This window comes from Aquirufa sp. 5-AUSEE-100C1 (assembly GCF_054558655.1).
On the sequence record NZ_JBPXKO010000001.1, the window covers coordinates 64277 to 89479 of the forward strand.

Annotated in this window: 25 protein-coding genes and 1 tRNA gene; 7 read left to right on the top strand and 19 right to left on the bottom strand. The window is 42.4% G+C overall.

All coding sequences use genetic code 11. The annotated features are described in order from the left end of the window. Nucleotides 1-79: 79 nt before the first annotated feature. Together trxA and ACMH5P_RS00300 are read right to left on the bottom strand one after the other, a co-directional pair. Nucleotides 80-382, bottom strand: coding sequence for a thioredoxin (gene trxA / locus ACMH5P_RS00295; RefSeq protein WP_459492304.1), 303 nt, complete (start codon nucleotides 380-382; stop codon nucleotides 80-82). 111 nt (nucleotides 383-493) lie between these two features. Next, on the bottom strand, nucleotides 494-799 hold the full coding sequence (locus ACMH5P_RS00300) for a rhodanese-like domain-containing protein (RefSeq protein WP_459492306.1): 306 nt from the start codon (nucleotides 797-799) through the stop codon (nucleotides 494-496). A gap of 79 nt (nucleotides 800-878) precedes the next feature. Between ACMH5P_RS00300 and ACMH5P_RS00305 the strand changes: the two genes are divergently transcribed. Then, the gene (locus ACMH5P_RS00305) at nucleotides 879-1163 is read left to right on the top strand and encodes a DUF202 domain-containing protein (protein WP_459492307.1); all 285 of its coding nucleotides are present in this window, start codon (nucleotides 879-881) and stop codon (nucleotides 1161-1163) included. Between the two features lie 5 nt (nucleotides 1164-1168). Here the strand turns inward: ACMH5P_RS00305 and ACMH5P_RS00310 are convergent, their stop codons facing one another. After that, nucleotides 1169-1768: a class I SAM-dependent methyltransferase gene (locus tag ACMH5P_RS00310; RefSeq protein ID WP_459492308.1), complete on the bottom strand. Its 600-nt coding sequence runs from the start codon at nucleotides 1766-1768 to the stop codon at nucleotides 1169-1171. Between the two features lie 37 nt (nucleotides 1769-1805). Here ACMH5P_RS00310 and ACMH5P_RS00315 point away from each other — a divergent pair, with 37 nt between their 5' ends. After that, complete coding sequence (locus ACMH5P_RS00315; protein WP_459492309.1) at nucleotides 1806-2216, top strand: DsrE family protein; 411 nt, start codon at nucleotides 1806-1808, stop codon at nucleotides 2214-2216. A gap of 33 nt (nucleotides 2217-2249) precedes the next feature. On the opposite strand, the gene ACMH5P_RS00320 is transcribed toward ACMH5P_RS00315, so the two are convergent. Beyond that, nucleotides 2250-3440: an NAD(P)/FAD-dependent oxidoreductase gene (locus ACMH5P_RS00320; protein WP_459492310.1), complete on the bottom strand. Its 1191-nt coding sequence runs from the start codon at nucleotides 3438-3440 to the stop codon at nucleotides 2250-2252. Nucleotides 3441-3610: 170 nt separating this feature from the next. Between ACMH5P_RS00320 and ACMH5P_RS00325 the strand changes: the two genes are divergently transcribed. Both ACMH5P_RS00325 and ACMH5P_RS00330 read left to right on the top strand, forming a co-directional pair. Then, on the top strand, nucleotides 3611-4657 hold the full coding sequence (locus tag ACMH5P_RS00325) for a c-type cytochrome (protein WP_459492311.1): 1047 nt from the start codon (nucleotides 3611-3613) through the stop codon (nucleotides 4655-4657). Between the two features lie 4 nt (nucleotides 4658-4661). Beyond that, a complete protein-coding gene (locus tag ACMH5P_RS00330; RefSeq protein ID WP_459492312.1) occupies nucleotides 4662-6332 on the top strand; it encodes a bifunctional metallophosphatase/5'-nucleotidase in 1671 nt (556 codons plus the stop codon). Between the two features lie 127 nt (nucleotides 6333-6459). Here ACMH5P_RS00330 and ACMH5P_RS00335 read toward each other — a convergent pair whose 3' ends face one another. The 9 genes from ACMH5P_RS00335 to ACMH5P_RS00375 all read right to left on the bottom strand — a co-directional run bounded on the left by ACMH5P_RS00335 (nucleotide 6460) and on the right by ACMH5P_RS00375 (nucleotide 13979). Next, nucleotides 6460-6969, bottom strand: coding sequence for a YeeE/YedE family protein (locus tag ACMH5P_RS00335; RefSeq protein ID WP_459492313.1), 510 nt, complete (start codon nucleotides 6967-6969; stop codon nucleotides 6460-6462). A gap of 5 nt (nucleotides 6970-6974) precedes the next feature. Beyond that, a complete protein-coding gene (locus ACMH5P_RS00340) occupies nucleotides 6975-7538 on the bottom strand; it encodes a YeeE/YedE family protein (protein WP_459492314.1) in 564 nt (187 codons plus the stop codon). Nucleotides 7539-7799: 261 nt separating this feature from the next. Then, nucleotides 7800-8045, bottom strand: coding sequence for a hypothetical protein (locus ACMH5P_RS00345; RefSeq protein WP_459492316.1), 246 nt, complete (start codon nucleotides 8043-8045; stop codon nucleotides 7800-7802). Nucleotides 8046-8086: 41 nt separating this feature from the next. After that, nucleotides 8087-8359: a rhodanese-like domain-containing protein gene (locus ACMH5P_RS00350; protein ID WP_459492317.1), complete on the bottom strand. Its 273-nt coding sequence runs from the start codon at nucleotides 8357-8359 to the stop codon at nucleotides 8087-8089. A gap of 1 nt (nucleotide 8360) precedes the next feature. Further along, entirely contained in the window at nucleotides 8361-9779 is a 1419-nt protein-coding gene (locus tag ACMH5P_RS00355; protein ID WP_459492318.1) for an MBL fold metallo-hydrolase, read from the bottom strand. Between the two features lie 33 nt (nucleotides 9780-9812). After that, the gene (locus tag ACMH5P_RS00360; protein WP_459492319.1) at nucleotides 9813-10634 is read right to left on the bottom strand and encodes a sulfite exporter TauE/SafE family protein; all 822 of its coding nucleotides are present in this window, start codon (nucleotides 10632-10634) and stop codon (nucleotides 9813-9815) included. A 92-nt stretch (nucleotides 10635-10726) separates the two neighbouring features. After that, entirely contained in the window at nucleotides 10727-12139 is a 1413-nt protein-coding gene (locus ACMH5P_RS00365; RefSeq protein ID WP_459492320.1) for an OprD family outer membrane porin, read from the bottom strand. Between the two features lie 60 nt (nucleotides 12140-12199). Continuing rightward, the gene (locus ACMH5P_RS00370) at nucleotides 12200-12829 is read right to left on the bottom strand and encodes a Crp/Fnr family transcriptional regulator (protein ID WP_459492321.1); all 630 of its coding nucleotides are present in this window, start codon (nucleotides 12827-12829) and stop codon (nucleotides 12200-12202) included. Nucleotides 12830-12944: 115 nt separating this feature from the next. Next, complete coding sequence (locus ACMH5P_RS00375; protein ID WP_459492322.1) at nucleotides 12945-13979, bottom strand: Gfo/Idh/MocA family oxidoreductase; 1035 nt, start codon at nucleotides 13977-13979, stop codon at nucleotides 12945-12947. Between the two features lie 47 nt (nucleotides 13980-14026). Here ACMH5P_RS00375 and ACMH5P_RS00380 point away from each other — a divergent pair, with 47 nt between their 5' ends. Continuing rightward, nucleotides 14027-15031, top strand: coding sequence for a glycoside hydrolase family 43 protein (locus tag ACMH5P_RS00380; RefSeq protein ID WP_459492324.1), 1005 nt, complete (start codon nucleotides 14027-14029; stop codon nucleotides 15029-15031). A gap of 22 nt (nucleotides 15032-15053) precedes the next feature. Then, nucleotides 15054-15878, top strand: coding sequence for an NAD(P)H-hydrate dehydratase (locus ACMH5P_RS00385; protein WP_459492325.1), 825 nt, complete (start codon nucleotides 15054-15056; stop codon nucleotides 15876-15878). On the opposite strand, the gene ACMH5P_RS00390 is transcribed toward ACMH5P_RS00385, so the two are convergent. Both ACMH5P_RS00390 and ACMH5P_RS00395 read right to left on the bottom strand, forming a co-directional pair. Beyond that, nucleotides 15870-16871, bottom strand: a complete 1002-nt coding sequence (locus ACMH5P_RS00390) for a sugar phosphate isomerase/epimerase family protein (RefSeq protein WP_459492326.1) — start codon at nucleotides 16869-16871, stop codon at nucleotides 15870-15872. The genes ACMH5P_RS00385 and ACMH5P_RS00390 overlap by 9 nt on opposite strands. Nucleotides 16872-17128: 257 nt before the next feature. Next, nucleotides 17129-18634 (bottom strand): serine hydrolase domain-containing protein, encoded by a 1506-nt coding sequence (locus tag ACMH5P_RS00395; protein WP_459492327.1) that lies wholly within the window; start codon nucleotides 18632-18634, stop codon nucleotides 17129-17131. 68 nt (nucleotides 18635-18702) lie between these two features. Between ACMH5P_RS00395 and ACMH5P_RS00400 the strand changes: the two genes are divergently transcribed. Further along, entirely contained in the window at nucleotides 18703-20145 is a 1443-nt protein-coding gene (locus ACMH5P_RS00400; protein ID WP_459492329.1) for an ATP-binding cassette domain-containing protein, read from the top strand. A 163-nt stretch (nucleotides 20146-20308) separates the two neighbouring features. Here ACMH5P_RS00400 and ACMH5P_RS00405 read toward each other — a convergent pair whose 3' ends face one another. From ACMH5P_RS00405 to ACMH5P_RS00420, 4 genes are all read right to left on the bottom strand, one after another. Continuing rightward, on the bottom strand, nucleotides 20309-21529 hold the full coding sequence (locus tag ACMH5P_RS00405) for a M24 family metallopeptidase (RefSeq protein ID WP_459492330.1): 1221 nt from the start codon (nucleotides 21527-21529) through the stop codon (nucleotides 20309-20311). Between the two features lie 121 nt (nucleotides 21530-21650). Beyond that, a tRNA-Thr gene (locus ACMH5P_RS00410) sits at nucleotides 21651-21723 on the bottom strand. A gap of 62 nt (nucleotides 21724-21785) precedes the next feature. Continuing rightward, on the bottom strand, nucleotides 21786-23666 hold the full coding sequence (locus ACMH5P_RS00415) for a DUF349 domain-containing protein (protein WP_459492331.1): 1881 nt from the start codon (nucleotides 23664-23666) through the stop codon (nucleotides 21786-21788). A gap of 19 nt (nucleotides 23667-23685) precedes the next feature. After that, nucleotides 23686-25164, bottom strand: coding sequence for a glycine--tRNA ligase (locus tag ACMH5P_RS00420; protein ID WP_459492332.1), 1479 nt, complete (start codon nucleotides 25162-25164; stop codon nucleotides 23686-23688). Nucleotides 25165-25203 lie beyond the last annotated feature (39 nt).

Below are 25203 nucleotides of genomic sequence, written 5' to 3' on the forward strand. Positions count from 1 at the left end.
AGAGTTAAGAATTAAGAGAAATTAACGAGACAGTGTCCTTCGGACTTCGGACTACTGACTACTGACTACTGACTACTGACTACCTACTGCTATGTTGCTTGATTATTCCTTCCAGCGTATGGGCAGGAATGACACCTGATTGTCGCCAAACGGATTTTCCGTCCTTGAAGAGAATTAATGTAGGTACCGAACGTATTTGGAATTTTTCGGCCAAAGAGCGGTTCTTGTCTACATCGATTTTAATGATTTTAGCACTGGTACCCACTTTGCTCTTGACTTGTTCGAGGATCGGTTTTAATTGCTTACATGGCCCGCACCATTCCGCCGAGAAGTCGACGAGTACGGGTTCGGTGGATTTTAATAATTCGGCGAATTTGCTCATAATATAGTCTTTAGTCTCTAGTCACTAGTCTCTAGTCACTAGTCTTTAATTATTCTTAACTCTTAGTTCTTAACTCTTAGTTCTTAACTCATAGTTCTAACCTCTAACCTCTCACCTCATTATGGAGTTCCATGCCCCACCATTATAAACATGCGTAAATCCGGCAGCAATGAGTTGGCGACGAGCCATACCGCTCCGACTACCCGATCGGCAACATGTAATAATAACTTGATCTTTCTTTAATTTGTTCATTTGGTTCCCCAAAGTTTGCAAGGGAAGATTAATTGATCCTTTTACGTGACCGTCTTTGTATTCAGCGGGGGTGCGAACATCAACAAGGATTGCGCCGGAAGCCAAAAGTTTGTTTATATCCACTTTGGGACCTATTCCGAATAAATTTTTGATAAATTGTAACATCGTCTTTTATTTTTTACCAAAGGTAGATTTAAGAAATAAGGATTTTCGTGATAAAAGTCTCAAGAATTAGGAATGAACTATGGCTTCAACTGAATTAATATTAAGAGAGAAATTGGCTATTCAACGCACTGTGATGGCAAATCAGACAACGCTTTTGTCATTTGTTCGGACAGCTTTGTATTTTATGGTTGCTGGTCTAAGTATACACAATTTATTGGGCTTGCCAGAACAATTTTGGGCAGCTTGGATTTTTTACATAGGATCTGCTGTACTTTTGATTTTTGGAATAGTTAATTTTTTCATTCAAAAGCGAAAGATTACTGAGAGTAAAAAGCATATTGGCAATGTGGCATGGAAGCAATGATTTGCTTATTTAATTTTTAGACCATGAAATTGTACCACTGCGGCTAATCCTTGATGAAGAGGACCTTCATCTAAAATTCGCTCTTTTTCCTCGTTGAGTAGGACATGGAGGCCCTGAAAGTCGTTAGCTATTTCCTGCGTGCTAAAAAGCCAAGATGGATCTTTAGGTCCTCCGGAATTTTTTCCTAATTGATTTTTTGAAAAGCCCTCTAAAATAATATGTCCACCAGGTTTGAGCCATGACATACATTTCTGATGAAATTTTAGTCGCAATTCAGGGGCTAAATGGAAATAGCTCAATGCAATAGCATCGAAGGATTCTAATGGAAAATTAATTTGGAATGCATCTTGACAGGTATAATGAATATTAACCTTTCGCTCTCGGGCTAATTTAAGTGCTTTGGTTTCTCCTTGATCACTTAAGTCGAAACCATGTGCCTCCCAGCCTAAGCTTGCAGCAAATACCAAATCACGGCCTTCCCCCGCGGCTGGAATCAAAATCCGCCCAGGCTTTAATTGGCTTAATTTTTCGGCAATAAACTCATTTGGATTTATTCCATATTGATATTCCGCATTTCGATATCGTTCATCCCAAGTTGTTTTCATTCGTTAAAATAAGTAGTTTAGTGAAAAATCAATAATTATGAAAAAGACCTTATTAACCCTTTTCTTGTCTGCATTCACACTTTTTATGGCTCAGGCACAAAATCCTGTTCATAAAGTAGTCGTTCAGTTAAATACTTCGGATACGCTCGTTTGGCATGGCGCTTTGAAAAATATATCCAATTTACAAACTGCTTTGGGTGTATCCACACAAATTGAATTAGTTGCACATGGTGCGGGTATTTCTATTTTGGTGGATGGTAAATCTACTCAAAAAGCTAAAATCGCCGAATTAGCCGCATCGGGTGTTCTATTTAAAGCTTGTGAAAATACGATTCGTGAACGTAAAATCGATCGCGCAACGATTTTCCCACAAGCGGGAACGGTACCCTCAGGCGTTGCGGAGGTCGTCCTGAAACAAGAAGCCGGTTGGGCTTATCTCAAATATTAATGGGAAGGCCGCTACGTTTAGCGGCCTTTTTAATTACATCTTTCCCGGTAAAATTTGGTTCCAATACAAGTAGGGAAGCAGGTATTTCTTCATTTGATACATTGACCATCTTTCTTTGGATTGATCGAATGGAAATGTTTCCGTCGGTTGATTGTGATAATCAAATTCTGCCAAAACTAATTTATCATACCCTGTGATGATTGGGCAGGAAGAATAGCCATCATAGGAAGCGCTCAATGCTTTCCCCTGCATGAATGCCAATAAATTTTGAACCAATACGGGTACTTGTTTACGTATCGCCGCCCCAGTTCTGGAAACAGGAAGATTGGCAGCGTCACCACAGGCAAAAATGTTGGGATATTTTACATGTTGGAGTGTATGTTTGTCGACATCAATCCATCCCGAGGCATTTGCCAGGGCGCTCGTACGGATAAAATCGGGTGCCGACTGTGGGGGTGTGACATGCAGCATGTCAAATTCTACCCAATATTCTTGGTCTTTGTTGGAATCTCCAATTCCGATGAATTTTGCTTTTTTATTGGGTCCATCAATTTCAGTTAACTTGACGAAAAATTGGGTATTTATATCGTAACGGGCAATGACGTCTTTCAAGGTATTTTCGTATTTTTCTACGCCAAAAACCCGGGTACCTCCGCTCCAAAATTCCACCTGTGTTTTAACCTTATTTTTCCGGAAATAATCTGCCGCTAAATACATGATTTTCTGAGGGGCACCTCCACATTTGATAGGCGTATGTGGATTGGTAAATAGCGCTTTGCCTCCTTTTGTATTCTGTATGCACTCCCATGTATAGGGGGCTGTTTGGAAGCTGTAGTTACTACATACGCCATTTTTACCTAAAGTCTCCGGTAAACCTTTGATTTCAGACCAATTTAATTGGATGCCGGGAACTGTAATTAAATAGTCGTAGCTTATTTCATTCCCATTGGCCAAAGTGATTTTGTTTGATTCGGGTTGAAAACTCGCAACCATTTGTTGTACCCATGTCGCGCCCGATGGGATCACGGATGCTTCCGATCGTTCGGTATCCTGGATGTTAAATTCCCCTCCGCCAACAAGCGTCCAGGCGGGTTGGTAATAATGTTTTTGGGCTCCATCAATGATGGCGATGTCTAATGAAGCATCTTTACGTAGTAATTGGGAAGCGATAGAGATTCCGGCGTTTCCTCCGCCCACGATGATAATTTGGTGATATGTTTTCATGGTTAACAAATTTTGAATTCAATATTAGTAATTGATTATCATCCGATATGTGATAAAAATCACATATGATTATCTGGAGGATTTTTTGCATTTATTTTTTTGAATCTGTGACTTAGGTCACATCGAATCGAGGATTAATACTTTACCTTGTGACTTTAATTTACCAAAATATGACATCAAAAGGGCAACCAACGAATCGATTCGAATATTTATCTACTTTTTTATATTCTTTAGCCATTTCATTGACTGGACTGTTGATTTATTTAAGTTATTCAATTACATCCCCGAAATCGAATGTGGTAGATTCGGTTGCAGTTTATGTAGCACCGGATTCTAATTTCACTCATGTATGGACAGCGCCCTCCGACTGGCGGATGATGTATTTAGCTCCTCAGGAAAAAGAGTTAGTGTTATATGGGAAAGAATTAATCGCTCATACGTCCAATTATTTAGGCCCTAAAGGATCTGTAATGGCTATTTCAAATGGGATGAATTGCCAGAATTGTCATTTAAATGCTGGAACTCAACCCTGGGGAAATAATTATTTTGCTGTACAGTCAACTTATCCAAAATTTAGAGCTCGTTCAGGTGCTGTGGAGGATCAAGTAAAACGGGTGAATGATTGTTTTGAACGGAGCTTAAATGGGCAAGCTTTGGCCGCAGAAAGTAAAGAAATGCGCGCAATTTTAGCCTACATTAAATGGCTTGGAGCGGATGTAGCCAAGGGGAAGTCTCCCAAGGGTTCAGGGATTTTTAAGTTGAAAGGACTGAAAAGAGCCATTGATCCTGCCAAAGGGGCAGATGTATATGCAGCTAAATGTCAATCCTGTCATCAAGCTGATGGGGGGGGTGTATTAGCAGATGGCGGTAAGTCTTATACCTATCCACCGCTTTGGGGAGCTCATAGCTATAATCATGGTGCGGGGCTCTATCGGATGTCCAACTTTGCAGGCTATGTGAAATACAATATGCCCTTAGGGGCGACCTATGAAAAACCACAATTAACCGACGAGGAAGCTTGGGATTTAGCCGCTTATGTGAATTCCATGCCGAGACCTGCAAAAGACTTGTCAAAAGATTGGCCAGATATTTCTAGTAAGCCGTTTGACCATCCTTTTGGACCCTATATGGATCCATTCCCTGAGTCACAACATAAATATGGCCCTTATAAGCCGATTAAAGATTGGATCAAGAAACACAAGAAATCAAAAAGCTAAACCTATGAACTCAAGAAGAAAATTTTTACAAGGCGGTTTATTAACAAGTGTAGCCGCTTTAGCACCTATTTCGGGTTCCGAGGCAAAGCCTAGTTCTACAGTTTCGAGCCCAGGAAAACCAGCAAGTGGTCAAATTACCATTTTGCAAACAACGGATGTGCATTGTCAATTGCATGCGCATGATGAATTATTTTGGGAAAAAGACGAACTCGTTTTTCGTAAAGCAGGAGGCTACGCCCACATGGCTACCGCTTTGGATCGGATGAAGCAAGCAAATCCAGGAAACACAATTACCCTAGATACGGGGGACATGTTTCAGGGTTCGATGTTATCTGTGAAAACGACAGGACAGGCCTTTGTGCCGCTATTGAATGCGATGAATTATGATCTTTATTTGCCGGGAAACTGGGAAGTGGTATATTATAAAAAGAATATGCAGAAATTGATGGGTGGTCTTTTGGCGCCTAAAATTTGTGCCAATATGTACCACGATTTGGGTGAAGGGAAAAAAGGAGAATTGATATTTCAGCCCTACCAAATCATGCATCGTTTGGGCGTCAAGATTGGTTTTTTAGGTTATACAGATCCATTGGTTCCATTACGTCAATCGCCTTTATATAGTAAGGGGATAATTTACACGAAACCTGAGGAAAACTTGAAGGAATATGTAACCCTTTTGCGAGAACAAGAGCAATGTGATTTTGTCATTATTTTATCACACTTAGGTTTATCCCAACAAATTGCTTTGGGAAATAACCCGCATTGCGAGGGGGTGGATTACATCTTTGGGGCAGATACGCACGAGCGAGTACGCAAACCCATTCAAGCAGAATACACGAAGATCGTTGAGCCCGGTGCCTTCGGTTCGTTTATTGGAAAATTAGATATTCAAGTGAAAGATGGAAAAGTGACGGGTTCGACTTATGAATTAGTAGAAATAGATCCGGTCAAATACCCAGCCAAGAAAGAAATATTAAGTTTAGTCCATGAATTGGAAGCCCCATTTAAATCGGATATTAACAAAGTGTTAGGTTACAGTACACTTCCTTTGTATCGTAACTTTGTGGTGGAGAATACGATTGATACGCTTATCGTTGACGCCTTGAAATGGAAGGTGAATGCCGATGTGGTTTTATCGAATGGCTTCCGTTTCTGTCCCCCACGCGTTCCCGGGAAGGATGGTAAAGTGGCTATTACGGAAGGTTACTTGTACGACATGCTTCCTGTGGATTCCACGATTCGGACCGCAAAAGCAACGGGCCAACAAATCATGAATTGGTTGGAGAAGGAATTGCAGAACGTATTCGCCCAGGATGCATCCTTGCGTTTTGGTGGTTGGTTTATCCGATTTAAAGGGATGCAAGTAGAGTTTAAGGCATTTGAACGGGTAGGACATCGGGTTCAAAAAGTGATTATCGGCGGTTCTCCTTTAGAGCTTGAAAAATCCTATGTGCTGTGTGCCTGTGAGCGTGACGGAGATCCTGAAGACATGCTTTGTCGGATGAAAGGAGTTAAGGAAGCTAAGAATACGGCTTATACGCTACACAGTATGATGAAAGAGTACTTAGCGAAATTCTCCCCTGTGACACCTACTTTACGACATGATGCGAAAATACTTGATGGGCCACAGACTTTGTTGAGTCAAGTGACGGGGGTGGATTACACGTTTAGTTAGGTAAGAGGTAAGAGGTAAGAGTAATAGTAAGAGAGTTTCTTTCAAAATAAAAGCTAGTCACCAAATTTTAGTGCTAGCTTTTTTTATACCTCTTACATCTTACCTTTTACCTCTAACCTCTAACTTCTTAATGAGGTAATTTGTCTCTAAACTTACCATACACCCAAGTACCTGCTGTTGCACTCAGGATAACCACAAGAATAACGATCGCACCGGAACCTACTTGAGCGAAAAGGGGACCTGGACACGCACCCGTCATGGCCCAACCTAATCCAAAAATCAGGCCTCCGATTATTTGACCTTTATTGAATTTCTTATCTGTGAAGGTGATATCTTCTCCGTGAATCGTTTTAATCTTGAATTTCTTGATTATGAATACAGAAATTGCTCCTACGATAACGGCTGTTCCAATCACACCATACATGTGAAAGCTTTGTAGGCGAAACATTTCTTGAATTCGGAACCAAGATATAATTTCTGCTTTGATGAATACGATACCAAAAATGACGCCCACGGCTGCATATTTGAAATTATACCACCAAGGGTGAACCATTTCTGATTCATTCACACACATGGTGTCTAATGAACGTACTTCAAAATCAACAGGATTTGCATGATCTGTTTGCTTATTTTCCATGTGTCTTATAAATTTAAAATGAATGGTAAAATGAAATTAGCCATGATAAATCCCCCAATCATAAAGCAGATAGTGGCTACCAAGGATGGCCATTGTAAATCGGAGAGTCCCATAATCGCATGACCTGAGGTACACCCGCCAGCATAGCGAGCGCCAAAGCCAACAAAGAAACCACCCACGATCATTATTAAAAGTCCTCGAACCGTTAATAAATTTTCAAAAGAAAATAATTCGGCTGGAACCATTCCTGAAAAATCAGTGATTCCGTAGTTTGCTAATTCTTTTGCTAATTCAGGGTGAACGATGACTGGCTCATCCGAACCTAAATAAAGGGTAGAAATAATACCCCCTACTAATATTCCTCCCACAAAAAAGAAGTTCCAAATCTCTTTTTTCCAATCATAGCTGAAAAACGGAATGTTACTTGGTAAGCATGCCGCACAGGCATGACGCAAGTTGGCCGATATGCCGAAGTGCTTATTGCCAAGGATCAACAAGGCTGGGACAATAAGTCCGATAATAATTCCTGCCGTATACCAAGGCCAGGGTTGGGTGATTGTTTCCATCATAAGTAAGTTAAATTAGTCGCTAGTCTAAAGTCACTAGTCGATTGTTAAATTTAGTTTAAAATTTATTTATGTAATTTCTCTTCTTTAAAGGTACGCCATTGTGAGATAGTGCCAATCATAAAATAACCCAAAACAGCAAAGTATATGATGCTGTTAAGTGGTTTGCTTGTGATCGGACATGTACCTGTTGCGCAACCGATGTCTCTCCAGTAAAAATATCCAAAGAGGCCTCCAAAGAACCCTCCTACGATCGACCAAAAGTTATTTTGAATGAACTTCTTCATAAGATACTTCGTCGGTTTCCTTACTTGTTGTTTTATTCATGGGAACTCCACAGCCTTGTGCACCACAACCAGCATTTAATACAGCCATGCCTACCATTACGAATCCGAGCATAGCCATGAGTGCATCATTCCCACGATAGGCCTCTATCAGCGCATAGCCACCAATAAGAAGTCGGATAATTCGCATCAATCCCCAGTTTTGAGTTAAATTTGTCAACATCATGTAAAGATTTAATCCCCAGGCCAAAGCCTGGGGAAAATGAATTAATCTTGATAAACGAGCATATCGTGTAAGCCTCCGCCGTTATAAACTTCCGACAATCCGGCTTGCTTTAACAGATTCATGGCCATGCCAGAGCGGTTTCCACTTCTACAATATACCACAATGGGTCCTTCCATAGCCTTGAATTGATCTAATTTCAAAGGTACGATTCCCAAGGGAATATTGATGGCTCCTTCATAATGTCCACTCGCAAATTCACTTGTTTCACGAACATCTACTACAGTTGTCGATGGGTTATTTAATAGATCTTCCATGTTACAATAGGGTTGATGGACAAACATAGTCCGTGATTTTAAATTTCTCAGATTCTTTGATTGCTTTGAAGCCACCATTTACGTCGATTAAATTATCATAACCACGCGCACGAAGTGTCGAGTTAAAGATCATCGAACGGTATCCACCTGCACAGTGTACGAAGTAGGTCTTGTCCTTATTGATTTTCAACATGCTGTCGTTGATAAAGTCTAATGGAGCATTTTCAGCTTCTACCACATGCTCACTTAAATATTCTGAGTTTTTACGCACGTCGATGATTTCACCCTCACCCGCTGCAAAACGTTCGAACATTTCCTCTGGGCTGATCGAAGTGATAGTATCAATTTCCATATTTGATGATTTCCATGCAGCAAATCCGCCCTTTAGATAACCTATTGTGAAGTCGTAACCAACACGTGCTAAACGCGTGATTACTTCCTCTTCGCGTCCTTCCTCGGTTACCAACAAGATTTCTTGTTTGATATCGGGAATCATAGCACCCACCCAGGGTGCGAAAGAGCCATCAATTCCGATGTTAATTGAATTGGGGATAAATCCAGCAGCAAAGGTCTGTGGATCACGTGTATCCAAAATCAATGCACCTGTTTCGTTGGCTGCGACTTCAAAGGCTTCAGGAGAAAGCGCATGTTGTCCGCGTTCCATGACCTTATCAATCGAATCATATCCTTGGATATTCATCAATACGTTTAAAGGGAAATAAGCGGGAGGGGCAACTAGGCCCGTTAAAACCTCCTTCTTAAACGCCTCTTTTGTCAAAGCTGGATTCAAAGCATAGTTGGTCTTCTTTTGATTACCCAACGTATCCGTTGTCTCTTTACTCATGTTTTTTCCACAAGCCGACCCTGCACCATGCGCTGGATAAACAATGATATCATCTGCCAAAGGCATGATTTTATTGCGCAAAGAATCATATAGGTGACCTGCCAAAATATCCTCTGTTAAATCTGCTTTAACTTTTTGCGCTAAATCAGGACGGCCTACGTCACCGATGAATAAAGTATCACCCGAGAACAAGCTTGTTTCTTTACCCGTCTCATCAATTAATAAGAAACATGTAGATTCCATTGTGTGGCCTGGCGTGTGAATCACACGGATCGTTGCGTTGCCTAATTTGAATTCTTGACCATCTGTCGCGGAGATACATTCGAATGCGCAAGCTGCATTGGGTCCATAAACGATAGGAGCACCTGTTTTAGCTGATAAATCGATGTGTCCAGAAACAAAATCCGCATGGAAGTGTGTTTCAAATACATATTTGATTTTAGCTCCATTACGTTCTGCTTTCTCAATGTACGGTTGAACCTCGCGAAGTGGATCAATGATCGCTGCTTCTCCATTGTTTTCGATGTAGTATGCACCTTGTGCTAAACATCCGGTATAAATTTGTTCTACTTTCATTTGTGTAATTATTATGCTGTGAATGTGTTTATTTTATTTTAAGGGGAAAGCAAGTTGTTGGACTAGGATATAAATACCCATGACAAGAACGAACCATCCGAAACCTATTTTTAATTTATTGCCATCAACTTTTTTACTGATAATATCACCTAAAAATATTCCTCCAATCGCAAGTCCAGTCACCGTCAACAATAGTGTCCAATCGATTTGTGTATGGCCTAAATCTCCGGTAAATCCAATGAGTGATTTTGCTGCAATGATTAATAGGGAAGTCCCAACGGCTTGTTTCATGGATAATTTAGAGAGCATTACGAGGGCCGGTATAATCAAGAAACCTCCGCCTGCACCTACCAATCCAGTTAAGACACCTACTACTGCACCTTCCAAAAGAATCATGGGATAATTGAAAACTTGCTCTTCTTCTACATAGGTACCTAATTTCTCTTTCTCACATTGCTCACATTTTCCACGAATCATGGAAATAGAGGCAGCGACCATTAAAATGGCAAATAAGACCATCATCAAGATTGATTTTGTTATGATAAACTCACCAATCGAAAAAACCTCTGCGGGAATTAAGGGTACAATAAATTTACGAGTCGCATAAACCGATGCAATAGAAGGAATACCAAAAATAACAGCTGTTTTTACATTGATTAAACCTTGCTGGTATTTTGGGAAGGCGCCAACTAACGAACTAGCTCCCACAACAAAAAGGGAATATGCTGTTGCCAAGATTGGATCGACGCCAAATAAATAAACCAAGACGGGTACCGTTAAAATAGAACCACCACCTCCAATTAAGCCTAGTGATATTCCGATAAGTAATGAGGCAAAGTAGCCGATAATTTCCATGTGTTCTTTTGTTGTTTTTGATATGACAAATGTCAGATGATTTCAAATGCTTATTCGTGATTTTTATCACAAGTATGATTTAAATTTCATCGTTAAAAATGGAAGTTTAAAACGATGTTATAATTACTCATATTAACCTTATTGATGATATATTTTTCATTTCCATAAGTTTCACCCTGGTTGGCCTTATGGACATATAAGGCCTGAATCTCTAAGCCTTCTAAGAAATTATCAAATTCATAAGTTAATTCCATATTCAATTGATGATAACTAGGCTGTCCGTATTTGTTTAATTCAGCATTTTTAACATCTGGAAGTTTAAAAACTCCATAACTAATCGATGTCTTTAATGGAAACTTATCCATCGAATAACTTACTTTTCCTACCATTGCATGCACATCGCCCAATCCCTCATTTCTTTCACGTGGCATAAAGGTATAAAAGGGGTCGCGTCCCCATTCTCTAGGCATTAAGTATCGCCCTTCTCCTGTGATGCGAGTGTAATTGAGGGAGGCTTTCCATTGTATATTTTCCCAACCCAATTTAGTGCTTATCACTCGCGACATTTGCTTGGGGTCAAAATAGGTTTTAGATGGATCTTCATTTCCACCATCTTTAATGGCATGTTGTTCCGTGTATTGTATCCCCAAAACCCAATTGCCTTGTTTGGTGTCAAATTGTATCTGACTGGTATTAAATACATTTTCTACATATACATTCCACAGTTTTACGGAGTGATTTTTAGAAAAGGATTTTGTGTAACCTAAAATACCAATTCCTTTTGATTCGATGTTTTTTGCATAGTTTCCTTTTGTACCATTTGTATTTACCCCATTTGAATAAATACCAATAGACTCCCCAATTCCATACCAATCAACTGTTCCCCTTGGAGATATTTCATATAAATATCCTCCTTCAAGTTTATTGTTTTGTCCAGGATAGATCTCGCCATAAAGGCCACCTACTTCTGTTGGACGCATGCGACCATCTTGTAAGTTGATGAATGGTGTATTTATTAATTGCTTGCCTAAAAGTACATGTGATTTGCCCCAGTTATACTTTAAATATAACTCCTCCAATCGATCTAAATCATGCTTGTTGGAAAGGTCTTCTAAGTCGAAAAGTGAGGTTTCATACCGACTAATTGTATGGGTATAGGGGTCAATTCGGGTCATGTCGGATGAACCAACATTATAAATAAAATACCCCCCGACTCCCATTTGAAAACCTTTGTAAGACCCCGTTTCATAAAATAATCCACCGCCAGCTGCATTCGCATAGGCATCGGTGAGACGGTCTTGATTTTCAGTTGCCATGAAAAAATAGCGAAGATTTCCATGTACCTTTCCATGTTTGAAGGCAAATAGTAGGGATGTGGAATCCTCCGCGACACTTTTTTTTCCTTTCCAAAGGTGTGGAGCGGTGTGTATTTCTTGATGTTGAGCGAAAAGCGTCTGCCCTAATTGTATGATTAAAAGGATTAATCCCAAACGAAATTTTTGCATTTGATTTAATTAATGAAATGCAAAAATTCACTAAATCGATTTATAAAGGCGTGATAAGAATCACAGAACTCTTAAATCAATAATTTCAATCTGATTCTTATTAATTCGAATATGTCCTTTCTCTGATAACTTTTTCATCAGCCTCGAGATTACTTCCCTCGATGAGTTTAACTCAGTCGCAATATCGGTAAATGAAACCTTGATCGTATTACTCTTTAAGCTTTTTTGATGTTGTTTCAAATACCAGAGCAAGCGCTCATCCAAATTGCGGAAGGCGATGTGGTCTAAGGTGTCCAATAATTCCTCAAAACGGGAGCGATAGGTTTCCAAGACGAATTGGTACCAAGTTTTGTATTTGGAGGCCCATTCATCCATTAATTCCACCGGAATGGTCATGACTTCGGTATCGACCAAGGCTTTGGCCATAATCTGGCTATTCAAGTTACGCGACGCACAGGTCATCGAAATCGCACAGGCCTCACCGGGATGCAAGTTGTACATGAAAACTTCATTGCCCTCGTCATCTTCGCGGAAAACTTTGATGATTCCCTTGGTAACAAATACGGCTGAACGGATGCTTTGGCCCGTTTTCATGAGAAAATCATCGGCTTGGAATTTACGGATGACACCCACTTGTTGGATCTTCTTCTGTAATTCAGGCTCGAATTGTGTAAATAAGTTTGTTTCCATATCTCTATCGTAGAGACGCGATACCTCGCGTCTTTCCCCAGACTGAAGTCTGGGGTTTTAATTTTGTTGTGCGATACCTCGCGTCTTTCCCCAGACTGAAGTCTGGAGTTTTAACCTAATACGTGATCACTTTTTTCGCCCGACTGCTCTCGATCGCCGCGTCGATTACCCGCATACTGTTGATCCCCGCTTGAACTCCTACCGATGGAGTCTCATTCCCCCGCAAAGTTTGAAAAACATTTTCATAAAATGCCATGAAATTTCCTTTTTCGGAGGGTACGCGTTCGGGGTTTCCTCCGTCGACTTGAATCACTCCAAAATCATTGGGGCTTTCTTGTCCCCACGAATCACCTTCGGGTTTTCTACCCGCATCTAGATCGGCCTCTTGACGGTCGGAGCGCGTTTTGATAAAACTTCCCAATTTTCCATGCAACTGAAAAGCTGGTACAGGCACCTTGAAATAATAGCCCGCCTTTAATCGAACACGCATTTCCGGGTAGTACAATAAAATTTCAAACAAATCCTCGACCTCCGTTCCCGGACGGGTTTTTCGTAAATCGGCAAACACACGTGTTGGTTTTCCAAACAAATACAAAGCTTGGTCAATTATATGGGGTCCTAAATCAAAGATAATCCCTGCGCCCGGCCCAGGCAGTTCTTTATGCATTTTGGGTGATTTAGCCCCATTGTAACGATCAAAGTGGAATTCAGCTTCCACGATATCTCCCAATTGGCCGGAATCATAGACTTTCTTGACTGTCAAGAAATCAGAATCCCACCGGCGGTTTTGGTAGACAAAAATATGCTTTTCAACCTCATGAGCTATCTGCTGAAGTTGGATAGCCTCGGCTGTTGAATTCGTAAAAGCCTTCTCTACCACGACATGCTTTCCCGCCCGCAAGGCTTTGGACGCATAGTCGAAATGGGTGGGGATGGGCGTATTGACGATGATCAACTCGATGTCTTCATCCTGAATAACCTCTTCCAAGCTATCGTAGGAATGCGTTCCCGGATAAGCTTTTTGGATGTTTTTTTGACTGCGTTCATAGGAACCAACCAATTCAAAACCTGGATGAATTTCGAGGAATGGGGCGTGGAAGATGCGGCCCGACATCCCAAAGGATAATAATGCAGAAGGTATTGCTTTCATGGAGTAAAAATAGGAAATTTAGTCCTTTGATATACAAACCTAGAACAATGAAAAAAATACTCGTTTTGGCGCTGATTAGTTTCGGTGCATTTGCCCAGCAACCCTTAGTCTCTCATCTTTACACCGCCGATCCCTCCGCCCACCTTTTTCAAGGGAAAATCTACATCTATCCGTCTCACGACATCGATGCGGGGGTAAAGGAAGACGATATGGGAAGTCATTTTGCGATGAATGATTACCATGTCTTTTCGCAAACTACCCCAGCTGGCCTTGTGACAGATCACGGAGTAGCCTTGAAATTAGCTGATGTACCTTGGGCGGGTAAAATGCTTTGGGCACCGGATGCCGCGGAAGCGAATGGGCAATATTATTTATATTTTCCTGCCAAAGACAAAGAAGGTGTTTTTCGTATTGGTGTAGCGAGTTCTGCTAAACCGGAAGGTCCTTTCAAGGCTGAGGCCAATTACATACCAGGAACTTACAGCATCGACCCATGTGTATTTAAAGACCAAGATGGCAGTCATTACATGTATTTTGGAGGTATTTGGGGCGGTCAATTGCAACGCTGGAAAATGGGGCATTACATGGCAATTGATGATAGCCAACCGGCGAATGAGCAACCGGCATTGATGGCGAAAGTGGCTAAATTGGACAAGAACATGAAGGTCTTAGCCGAAAAGCCGCGGGATGTACAGATTCTAGATGCATCCGGAAAAATCTTACTTTCTTCGGATCACGATCGCCGTTTCTTTGAAGCTGCATTTGTTCATCAATATCAGGGTAAATACTATTTCTCCTATTCAACAGGGGATACGCACAACATCGCCTATGCCACAGGAACAAGCCCGTATGGTCCTTTTACGTATCAAGGAGTGATCCTAAAGCCTGTTAAAGGATGGACTAATCACCATTCGATTATCGAGCAAAATGGAAAATGGTATTTGTATTTCCACGATGTACAGTTGTCGGGCAAAACGCACCTTCGCAACATCAAAGTAACCGAATTGAAATATCGTCCGGACGGTTCGATTGAAACTATCACGGCTTATTAATTAATTCCTTATATTTAGGTCTATGAATCGTATAGACCTTCCTTGGATCAATCAAGTTAAGCATAAGAGACAGCCCGACGGACATAAGAAATCCTTCGGGCATGTTTTGATTATTGCCGGTAGCTCCGGTAAAGTAGGTGCTGCACTATTGTGTGCTCGTGCGGCTTTGCATTCGGGTTGTGGGATGGTGACTGCGATGATTCCCGAAGAGGGCGTCGGACCTTTGTTGGCCCATAGCCCCGAAATCATGTACCGCACGGAGTCGGATTTATCTACGATAAATTTGGAACCTTATGATGCCATTGCCTTTGGGCCCGGTTTGGGTTTTTCGATTCAGGTTCGTCGGAATTTAGAATTTCTTTTACAGAATTACGCAGGGCCTATCGTCTTTGATGCCGATGCCCTAACTCTGTTGGGTTCCTATGAATCCTTGATTTCACAGGTTAAACCACACCATATACTGACACCGCATCCGGGTGAATTTGCACGTTTGGGAAGTTTGGAATATGATGCCGTGAATCGAGAAAAACAAGCTTTGGATTTTGTGTCGACCTATGCGTGTCAATTATTATTAAAAGGCGCGCCCACGATTGTGGTGACGGATTCCAAGGAGCTTTACATCAATAGCACGGGAAATGATGGGATGGCGACCGCTGGCTCAGGAGATGTGTTGACGGGTATTATTGCCTCCCTGTGTGCGCAGGAATATGCGCCGGATGTGGCGGTACGCTTGGGGGCTTACATACATGGACTATCGGGTGATTTGGCGATACAAAAAAAGTCGAAGGCCTCTTTGGTGGCCTCCGACTTGATTGATCATCTGAGTGAAATTCGTCTGTTAGACTAAAATCGCTTTCGCGTATTCCACGCATTTTTTAACTTCAGCTACCGCATCAGACCCCGCAGGAATGTCGTATTCCAATTCGATGGTTGCCGGGAACTTGTATTTATTTTTCTTCATCGCGGTCAAGAGTTCTTTCAAAGGTGTTTCTCCCGTTCCCCAAACCAAATTCTTAGCCCCGTTCTCTTTTGAGGTTCGGTCTTTGATGTGCATGGACGTGATGCGATCTTTTTTCGCCTCTATGAAAGCCAATAAAGTAGCCGCTGTATGCGGCGCGCCTACGGCAATGTAGTGACCTGCATCTAAGTTGATCGAGTTGTACGGGGATTGCGCCAAAGCCTCATCGTAAACGGTATCTTTAACTTGCGTATGCGTATGATATCCAAAGTAAATGCCGTGTTTTTGACCAAGATCACCCAAACGTTGGGTTTGTTTAGGATCTGTTGGTAATTCAACGGTCACGGATTTAGCACCTAAGATTTTAGCGGTCTTCAATGCATATTCCACTTCTCCGTCTGAATTGTTTGGACTAAATGCATTGGGTTTGTAAGCATATACGCTGATGCCTGCTTTATCTAATTTGGCACGAACTTCTTTGAATTTATCCATGGAAACCGATTCACGCCAAGCTTTCACATCTTCTTGGTATTTCTTCATCGCAGCTTTTTGCTCATCCGTCAAGGTTGGACGTGGCTGACCTGGAACCCAACGCATCTGAATTGGATTAGCGGGCTTACCTGCGTATTCTTCTACGGCATCTCCCATGAGTTCCGTAGCGGAAATACCGCATTGCGTGAGGTAATTGATGATGTCATCCACAGATCCTGGCATACTCCGGAACGAATAGGTAATACATCCGATTTGAACACCACCAAACTTGGAATCCGGTTTAGCTGAAGCAAATCCAAATACGGCAGGTTTTGCGAATAAAAGGCCTAAAGAGGCAAGTGAGCCGGCTGCTAAAAATTGCCGACGGGAGTTGTTGTATTTATTTTTCATAGGTCAATTAGGTTTGAATAATCAAGTATAAGCATCCTTTTTTAAAAAAAATGCAGTTGGGGGAATTTTGCGACGAAATTCCATATAATGTAGAGCCGCGATACTTCGCGTCTAAATATTTTAGGGAGCCGCGATACTTCGCGTCTAAATATTTTAGGGAGCCGCGATACTTCGCGTCTAAATATTTTAGGGAGCCGCGATACTTCGCGTCTTTTCAAAATCATTCGATGTAAAATAAGACGCGAGGTATCGCGTCTCTACTTTAGTTTTATGCTAACCTTCGGTTCATACGAGTTAATCAGCTCTAGGCCATTCGCCTTCCATATCATCGTCCAATGATGTGGGCTTTCGAAATAACGTAGGGTAATTTCAATAGATTCATCATCTAAGATTCGATAGCTTCCTGCATAATCAAACGGTGCTTTTTTCGCCAAATCGACGCGCGCGGCACGTAGCATATAGGGTCCTACTAAATTCGATTTGCCTATTCCCCAGGTTCTAAACCCTAGTTTAAAGGTATGCTGAGTTGAATCTTTGGTGGTAATGGTCAATGTCGCAGCATCCCCGTTCGTTTTCAACGCCATCTTTGCAAAATCAAATGGGTTTTTATCGAGGTTCAATTCGGTATTCAGAGGCTTGTTTGCTTGGCTGGAAATGGGTGCTTCTAATTGTCGGGAGGCATTAAATGCTTTTAAGGCAGCTAAAGCCTTGGGGTTGCTTGGGAGCGCTTTGGCCTGAAAAGCAGGAAGCAAATTCGTCCAAACTTGGTTTAAATCATCCGGTAAATCCTGAGATTCTGAGGTGATGATTAATACGGCATCTTGATCTGGCATCATCAGGATGTATTGCCCATAGGCGCCATCGCCTCGGAAGGAATTATGCCGACTCCGCCAAAATTGGTATCCATAACCCTGAATCCAATCCGCATATTGGCCTGTAGCCCTTTTCTCGGGTGTGGCATCAGGTTCTTGGTCGATTTGTTTGCTGGTGGCTTCTTCGACCCATGCTGCCGGTAAGACCTGTTTTCCTTCAAATTTGCCCTTGTTGAGGTACAATAAACCCAATTTAGCCATATCTTCCGTTTTGACCCGAATTCCCCATCCACCTACGTTGATTCCTTTTTGGTCTGATTCCCAATCGATTCCCGTAATATGTAAGGGATCGAGTAATCGGGGTTTTAAATAAGCCAAGGTTGTCTCGCCTGTCACCTTTTGAATAATCGCCGAGAGCATATAGGTCGCAAGCGTGTTGTAAAGAAATTTGGTTCCCGGCTTGGCGACAATCGGGTGATTTAGAAATCCCCGAATCCAATCGGGTTGCATAACGATCACACTGCGGAGGGGTTCTTTTTCGTGGCCTACCGACATGGTCAATAAGTCTTGAATCCGTAGGTCTTGAATAAATGCTTTGTCTTTCAGGTCCGCATATTCCGGGAAAAATGAAATAACCTTGTCTTGAACGCTTAAGCGTTTTTCTGCTACAGCGAATCCAATGGCCGTGGAGGTCCAACTTTTGGATACGGAATACATGGAATGAACCTTGTCGGCTGCATAGGGTTTCCACCAAGCTTCCGAGATGACCTTTCCATGACGGATCAGCATATACGAATGCAATTCGTGTTTTTTAGGGTCAATTTTCTCGATGTATTTTTGGATGGCTTCGGACGAAACGCCTTCGGCTTCGGGGGTGCTTCGAGGAAGGGATTGGCTGAATGCGGGGATGCTTACTAAGCAAATGAGGCCAAGCAGGAAACGTAATTTCATGGTTTATCGGTTTAAAGCAGGTACAATGTATAAAAAATGCGGTAAATTGTTGGCTGTTTATTTATGCCATGTCCAAAGAAATCGTTGCCCGAGTTCAGCATTTAGCAGCCTCCTATGGTTCGCAGGAAGTATTGAGCGATATTACCTTCGAGATAGCGTCGGATGAACGTTTAGCGATTTTGGGGGCGATGGGTTCGGGAAAAACGACCTTGGCCAAAGCACTTTCGGGTCGATTGTTTCGAAAGGGGGAGGTTTGGTTTCAGGGTTCTTTTGTGCTGTATGTGGAGCAGCAACATCATTTTAAGAATCGTTCGAACATTTCGGAATTTTATCTACAGCAGCGCTTTAATTCCTCAGATTCGGAAGACTCCTACACGGTTCGGGAAGAATTGGAAGGATTGGAAGTTACGGAATGGATACCCGTTTTTGGCATTGAACATTTATTGGATAAGCCGCTGCTGCAACTTTCAAATGGTGAGAACAAGCGTCTTCAGATTGTGAAAGCCCTTGGCCAAAAGCCAGATTGGTTGTTGCTGGATAATCCCTATTTAGGTCTTGATGTATCGGGTCGAGAAATTTTGTCGGCCGGATTAGCGGAATTATCCCAACGGGGTATTCGGTTTATCTTGTTTTTGTCGGGAGGAGATTTGCCGGGATTTGTCAATAAGGTGTATCATTTACCCAAACAAGCGAGTGTGGTGGCTTTTAGCCCCAGACTGAAGTCTGAGGTTAGAAATGATATTAGGACGAACCTGAAGTCTGAGGTTAGAAATAAGTTTATTAGGCCCGAAAGGAAGTCTGGGCTTGGAAATAAGATGATTAACCCAAGCCTTCAGGTTGGGGACTCACAGCGAGCAGATGAGATAATTTCCTTGAAGGATGTGACCATTCGCTATGGCTCCAAAACAATATTGGATCATTTTTCTTGGACGATTCAGCGCGGGGAGCGCTGGGTATTAAAGGGGCCGAATGGGGCGGGAAAATCAACTCTACTGAGTTTGATAACGGCCGATAACCCGCAGTCGTATTCGCAGGAAATCACTTTGTTTGGTCGGAGACGTGGGACGGGGGAGAGTATTTGGGATATCAAGAAAAATATAGGCTATGTGAGTCCGGAGATGCATTTGTATTTCAAGGAAACGGGAACGAGTTTTGCGGTCGTGGCGTCGGGTTTATTTGATTTATTGGGTGTTACCCGGAAGGTCAATGAGGAGCAGGTCTCCCAAGTGGATGCATGTTTGGCATTATTTGGGTTGGAATATTTGCGAGATAGGAGTTTTCAGACCCTTTCGACGGGAGAGCAGAAGATGGTATTGATTGCGCGTGCGTTTGTTAAAAATCCACCTTTATTGATTCTTGATGAACCTTGTCAGGGTTTGGATGTGGAGCAAGTTCGACTATTGAAGGATGTGATCAATCAGATTGCTGATATTTCAGACATGACGCTGATTTTTGTTTCGCATTATGCGGAGGATGTGCCTGAGTGTGTAGGGCAAGTCATGGAATTGTAGAGACATAATCCTTCAACTATTTTTGTTTTTTGTAGAGACGCGATACTTCGCGTCTATTCGTTTTTTTATGAGACGCGAGGTATCGCGTCTCTACACTGTTTTGTTAGATGCGAAGAATCGCGTCTCTACACTGTTTTGTTAGATGCGAAGAATCGCGTCTCTACTAAAAGGCTTGCGTGATCGATGGACTTGGTTGGCTAAACCATTTCGGGCCATTTTCGGTCATGTAAACGCAATCTTCTAATCTTACACCAAACTCACCAGGAATAGCGATGGTGGGTTCGATGCTGAAGCACATTCCTACCTGCAAGGGTAATTTGTTTCCTTTGACCATATTTCCCCATTCGTGGCCATCCATTCCGATTCCATGACCCGTTCGGTGGGGAAGGCCCGGCAGTTTATATTCAGGTCCAAATCCCGTTTGGGTTAATACGGTTCTTGCTGCGATATCAACGTTTTCACAGGGTGCACCGAGAACCGCGGCCTCAAATCCAGCTTTTTGGGCCTTTTTCTCCAAATTCCAAATATCAATTTGCCGTTGGCTCGGTTCGCCAAACACCACCGTTCGGGTGATATCCGATTCATAACCATCTACTTGACACCCGCAGTCCAACATGACTGTGTCGCCTTTTTGAAGTATTTGTTTACGAGAGCTACCGTGAGGGAATGAGGTAGCTACGCCAAAAGTTACGGCCGCAAAACCATGTTGGGCTCCTAATTCCGTGTGTTTTTGGGCAATTTTTTGGGAGATTTGTCGGGGAGTACAACCAAGCTCCAAAGCCGCAATTCCAGCTTGTATCGCTAGGGATGTGATATCATTCGCACGCTGCATTAACGCAATTTCGTTGGGAGATTTGATGAGTCGGCAAGTCACCGAAACGGGATCCCCACTCACGAGTTGAAAGTTTTTTCCTGCTTTTTGAAGGCCATTCGAAATGAAGAAGCGTGTTTGTTCCTCGATTCCGATTTGTCCGGATTGAAATCCAAGGTCTTTAAGGGTCTTGATGCAAAGTTCGAAAGGGTTTTCATCCTCGTGCCAAGTTCGTACTTCGGTTCCGATTTTTAGCAATTCACGGAGTCGGTTTTCCTCAAAATAGGGGCAAATATATGTTAATTCGCCTTTTGCGGGGATGATAGCGAGCATGGAACGTTCGCTCGGATACCAGGATAAACCCGTAAAGTAATTGAGACTCGTTCCTGCGTCCAAGATCAGCGCCACCATCTTATTCTTTTGCAGCAATTCTTGCGCTTTGGCAATTCGCCCTTTGCGTTCCTCGATGCTAATGGGAGCTGCTTCGGTGATATGAGAATTAAACAGGTGATTAGTTCCTAGGAGGGCGCTGAACCCAATGGAGCTTTTGATGAAGTCGCGACGTTGAATCATGAAATAGGTTGTTTGAGGCAATTTAATGATTATTCCGGAGTATAAAAATGAGATGACTTGGGGTGGGTGGGCGAATGGTTGAATAAACAAAAAAGCCCGACATTTCTGTCGAGCTTATCAGAGCCTCCTGTCGGGATCGAACCAACGACCTACTGATTACAAATCAGTTGCTCTACCAGCTGAGCTAAGGAGGCGCATTTCGGTTTACAAAAGTAGTGTTATTCTCCTAAATCGCAAAACCGAAGTTTAAAAAAAATTAACTTTTTTTCAATTTTTCCAATTCCTTTTCCGCGGCTGCAATTTTCTTTTCAACCTCTGCACGCAGTTTTTCACTGTTTTTCGACTTCGCAAAGAACTCTAAGTTATTGGTTAACACTGCAATATCATTTTCCAAGGCTTGGATTTTTTTACGCATATCAGCAGAAGGTGCAGCCGAGTCGCTTTGATCGGATTCCGTCTTCAAGGACTTCAATTCGAATCCCCAGGCGGCTAATTGCTCCTTCGGTTGAGTGCGTGCTAAATCAATCAGCGCATTCCAAGTCTTGCGGAATGCATCCTGCAATTCCTTCACGTTCTTCTTAGGTACAAATCCAATCGCATCCCAAGAGGCTTTCACCTCACCCAAACGCGCTAATAAACTAGCATCCTTTAACATCGCATCCATTTCAACTAAAATAGCCTGCTTCGCTGCTAAATTGGCCTCCATTTCCGCATCTTTCGCACCCTTCGAAGCCGAACGCTTCAAATTAAAATATGCATCGCAGGCCGCTTTAAACTTGGTATATATGCTATCCTTTTGTTTTTCCGGTACATGGCCGATTTCCTTCCACTTCTTTTGTAGCTCGATCACCGTTTGTGTAATTTCCGGCGTTTCCGTTCCTACAGCTACAATTCCTTCTACTTGATCAATTAATGCTTGTTTCGCCGCTAAATTCGCCTTGCGCTCCGCATCAATCTTACCAAAGAAATCACTCTTATGCTTAAAGAATGTCTTTAAATCCGCCCAAAATTGATGACTTACTTCTTTTCCGCCTTCTCTCGGCAATCCACCTTTTAACTTACCCCATTGCTCTTGCAAGGCCAATACCGCCTTCGATGCTTGGTTCCATTCCGAAATGGAAGTCGATTGAAAGCTCGCATAGCCATTCATCAAACCCGCTAATTCCTTTTTTATCTTTAAATTCTCCTCAAACACGGCTTTGTTGGCATCCGCAATCTGACGCTTCTGCTCAAACAACACATCCAAAGACTTCTTAACCCGCTGCCACATCGCCTCATTCTCTTCTCGCTGCGCAGGTCCTATGTGCTTATATTCATTGAATAATTCTTCCGCCTCCTTTAATAACGCCGGAAGATTCGTTGCATTACTTACCGAGGCGGCCAACTTCTCTAATTTGGCTGCGATAACTTCTTTGGCCTGTAAATTCTTCTTACGATCTAATTCTAATAACTCATAGAAAATGGAACGATTCGAATAAAAACGATCCACCAATGCGTGGTAGGATTGCCACAAGGTTTGATTCATAGGTCCCTGCACAGAACCTAGGCTTTTCCATTCTTCCTGAATCTTTTTAAATGCCTTAAAGCTTGCATTCACATGAGCAGGATCACTGTTATCGTCCTTATCAACCAAATCACGTAATTCATTGATTAAACGCGTTTTCCCTTCCAAGGCCTTCTCCCGAGCCTTCTCTAATCCCTGGAAAAAGGCTTGTTTCTCCGTACGAATGTGATTAATTAATTGATCAACGGCATGAATCGCCTCATCCTTAAAATCAAATCCTTCTTCAGAGTCCTCATTCGAAGATTTAAATGCTTCCAAAGCAGCTTGTTTTTCAGCTTGCTTTAACTGGCTCCATGCTTCCTTGACCTCTTTGGTGATTTCATCAACCTTCTTGTAGGTTCCGGGATGCGCATGCTCCGACACGATGTCCTTGATTTTACCAAAATACGTTTGGAAATTTTCCTTCGTCGCAACCGCAAAGTCGAATAGGGGATAACTCACCTCCTTTTCAGGAGCGGGGGCCTCTACCTCTTTAGCAAGCATCTCACTTGTCTCGGTAGCTACGGGAGCTGTTTCCTCGACCTTGATAGGCTCGATGGCTTCGTTTTTTGCTGGATTCTGATCAGTTGTCATGTCGTCGTTGTTTGCGTTTTTAAACTAATTTTTCAAAAATACGCTCCATCGATACCGCATAGCCTAATTTCTCTTTCAGGTCTGCGATAGAAATGCGCTCTTGGGTCATGGTGTTACGATCACGCACAGTAACCGTTTGGTCTTCCATGGTTTGATAGTCCACCACCACACAATAAGGTGTCCCAATTAAATCTTGACGGGTATAGCGCTTGCCAATCGCTCCCCCCTCATCATAGGTTGTGTTAAAGGCAAATTTAATTTGATTCACGATCTCTTGTGCCTTTTCGGCCAAGCCATCCTTCTTAACCAAAGGCAATACCGCCACTTTCGTAGGCGCTAATGCCGGATGTATGTTCAAGTAAACGCGTTGCTTTAAGCTCTCGCCCTCGCCCGTCGTCTCCTCCGTATAGGCATTACACAAAATCGCTAAAAATAAACGATCTGCGCCCACCGACGTTTCTACGACGTAAGGTATGTAGTTTTCATTGATCTCTGGATCAAAATACTGTTGTTTCTTCTTCGACAAATCTTGGTGCGCTTTCAAGTCGAAATCCGTCCGTGAGTGAATTCCCTCCATCTCCTTGAAGCCAAATGGGAACTTGTATTCAATATCCACGGCCGCATTTGCATAATGCGCCAATTTATCATGATCATGGAATTTCAAGGAATCAGCCGGTAAGCCGATCGCCTGATGGAACTTCATACGTGTTTCCTTCCATTTATTATACCATTCCATCTCCGTACCAGGACGTACAAAGAATTGCATCTCCATTTGTTCAAATTCACGCATGCGGAAAATGAAATTACGCGCTACGATCTCATTACGAAAGGCTTTCCCAATTTGCGCAATACCAAACGGTACCTTCATCCGACCCGTTTTCTGCACGTTCAAGAAATTAACAAAAATCCCTTGTGCCGTTTCCGGACGTAAATAAATCAAGGAAGCATCTTCCGAAACAGCTCCTACTTGGGTAGAGAACATCAAATTGAATTGACGAACCTCCGTCCAATTTGCCGTACCTGATACCGGACACTTGATGTTTTGATCGATGATCAACTGACGTACAGACTCCAAATCTCCCGCATCTAATCCCTTCGCCATCGCCTGCATCAAGGCCTTTGCTTCATCGGCTTTACCCTCATCTTCCAAAGCCGCTGCGCGTTCCTCCAATAAGGTATCCGCACGGTAACGCTTCTTGGAATCTTTGTTGTCGATCATCGGATCATTAAACGAGTCCACGTGACCAGAGGCCTTCCAGGTTAATGGATGCATGAAGATCGCGGCATCTAAACCGACTACGTTGTCATTCAACATAGTCATGGCCTTGTACCAAACGGTCTTTAAATTATTCTTTAATTCAACGCCATTTTGGCCATAATCATAGACTGCTTGTAAACCATCATAAATTTCAGATGATGGAAATACGAATCCATATTCTTTGGCATGGGAAATAATATCTTTCAATGCTGAGGCGGTATCTTGTTTTTTCTGCTCCATGTAATTGTAATCAGTCAATTAAGCATGCAATTTACCGAA

Coding starts and splice junctions, on each gene's coding strand:
- ACMH5P_RS00330 (WP_459492312.1), top strand. CDS start 4,662: ATGAACTCAAGAAGAAAATTTTTACAAGGCGGTTTATTAACAAGTGTA.
- ACMH5P_RS00320 (WP_459492310.1), bottom strand. CDS start 3,440: ATGAAAACATATCACCAAATTATCATCGTGGGCGGAGGAAACGCCGGA.
- ACMH5P_RS00300 (WP_459492306.1), bottom strand. CDS start 799: ATGTTACAATTTATCAAAAATTTATTCGGAATAGGTCCCAAAGTGGAT.
- ACMH5P_RS00315 (WP_459492309.1), top strand. CDS start 1,806: ATGAAAAAGACCTTATTAACCCTTTTCTTGTCTGCATTCACACTTTTT.
- ACMH5P_RS00305 (WP_459492307.1), top strand. CDS start 879: ATGGCTTCAACTGAATTAATATTAAGAGAGAAATTGGCTATTCAACGC.
- ACMH5P_RS00390 (WP_459492326.1), bottom strand. CDS start 16,871: ATGAAAAATAAATACAACAACTCCCGTCGGCAATTTTTAGCAGCCGGC.
- ACMH5P_RS00395 (WP_459492327.1), bottom strand. CDS start 18,634: ATGAAATTACGTTTCCTGCTTGGCCTCATTTGCTTAGTAAGCATCCCC.
- ACMH5P_RS00375 (WP_459492322.1), bottom strand. CDS start 13,979: ATGAAAGCAATACCTTCTGCATTATTATCCTTTGGGATGTCGGGCCGC.
- ACMH5P_RS00370 (WP_459492321.1), bottom strand. CDS start 12,829: ATGGAAACAAACTTATTTACACAATTCGAGCCTGAATTACAGAAGAAG.
- ACMH5P_RS00415 (WP_459492331.1), bottom strand. CDS start 23,666: ATGACAACTGATCAGAATCCAGCAAAAAACGAAGCCATCGAGCCTATC.
- ACMH5P_RS00345 (WP_459492316.1), bottom strand. CDS start 8,045: ATGATGTTGACAAATTTAACTCAAAACTGGGGATTGATGCGAATTATC.
- ACMH5P_RS00365 (WP_459492320.1), bottom strand. CDS start 12,139: ATGCAAAAATTTCGTTTGGGATTAATCCTTTTAATCATACAATTAGGG.
- ACMH5P_RS00325 (WP_459492311.1), top strand. CDS start 3,611: ATGACATCAAAAGGGCAACCAACGAATCGATTCGAATATTTATCTACT.
- ACMH5P_RS00420 (WP_459492332.1), bottom strand. CDS start 25,164: ATGGAGCAGAAAAAACAAGATACCGCCTCAGCATTGAAAGATATTATT.
- ACMH5P_RS00310 (WP_459492308.1), bottom strand. CDS start 1,768: ATGAAAACAACTTGGGATGAACGATATCGAAATGCGGAATATCAATAT.
- ACMH5P_RS00355 (WP_459492318.1), bottom strand. CDS start 9,779: ATGAAAGTAGAACAAATTTATACCGGATGTTTAGCACAAGGTGCATAC.
- ACMH5P_RS00360 (WP_459492319.1), bottom strand. CDS start 10,634: ATGGAAATTATCGGCTACTTTGCCTCATTACTTATCGGAATATCACTA.
- ACMH5P_RS00350 (WP_459492317.1), bottom strand. CDS start 8,359: ATGGAAGATCTATTAAATAACCCATCGACAACTGTAGTAGATGTTCGT.
- ACMH5P_RS00380 (WP_459492324.1), top strand. CDS start 14,027: ATGAAAAAAATACTCGTTTTGGCGCTGATTAGTTTCGGTGCATTTGCC.
- ACMH5P_RS00385 (WP_459492325.1), top strand. CDS start 15,054: ATGAATCGTATAGACCTTCCTTGGATCAATCAAGTTAAGCATAAGAGA.
- ACMH5P_RS00340 (WP_459492314.1), bottom strand. CDS start 7,538: ATGATGGAAACAATCACCCAACCCTGGCCTTGGTATACGGCAGGAATT.
- trxA (WP_459492304.1), bottom strand. CDS start 382: ATGAGCAAATTCGCCGAATTATTAAAATCCACCGAACCCGTACTCGTC.
- ACMH5P_RS00405 (WP_459492330.1), bottom strand. CDS start 21,529: ATGATTCAACGTCGCGACTTCATCAAAAGCTCCATTGGGTTCAGCGCC.
- ACMH5P_RS00400 (WP_459492329.1), top strand. CDS start 18,703: ATGTCCAAAGAAATCGTTGCCCGAGTTCAGCATTTAGCAGCCTCCTAT.
- ACMH5P_RS00335 (WP_459492313.1), bottom strand. CDS start 6,969: ATGGAAAATAAGCAAACAGATCATGCAAATCCTGTTGATTTTGAAGTA.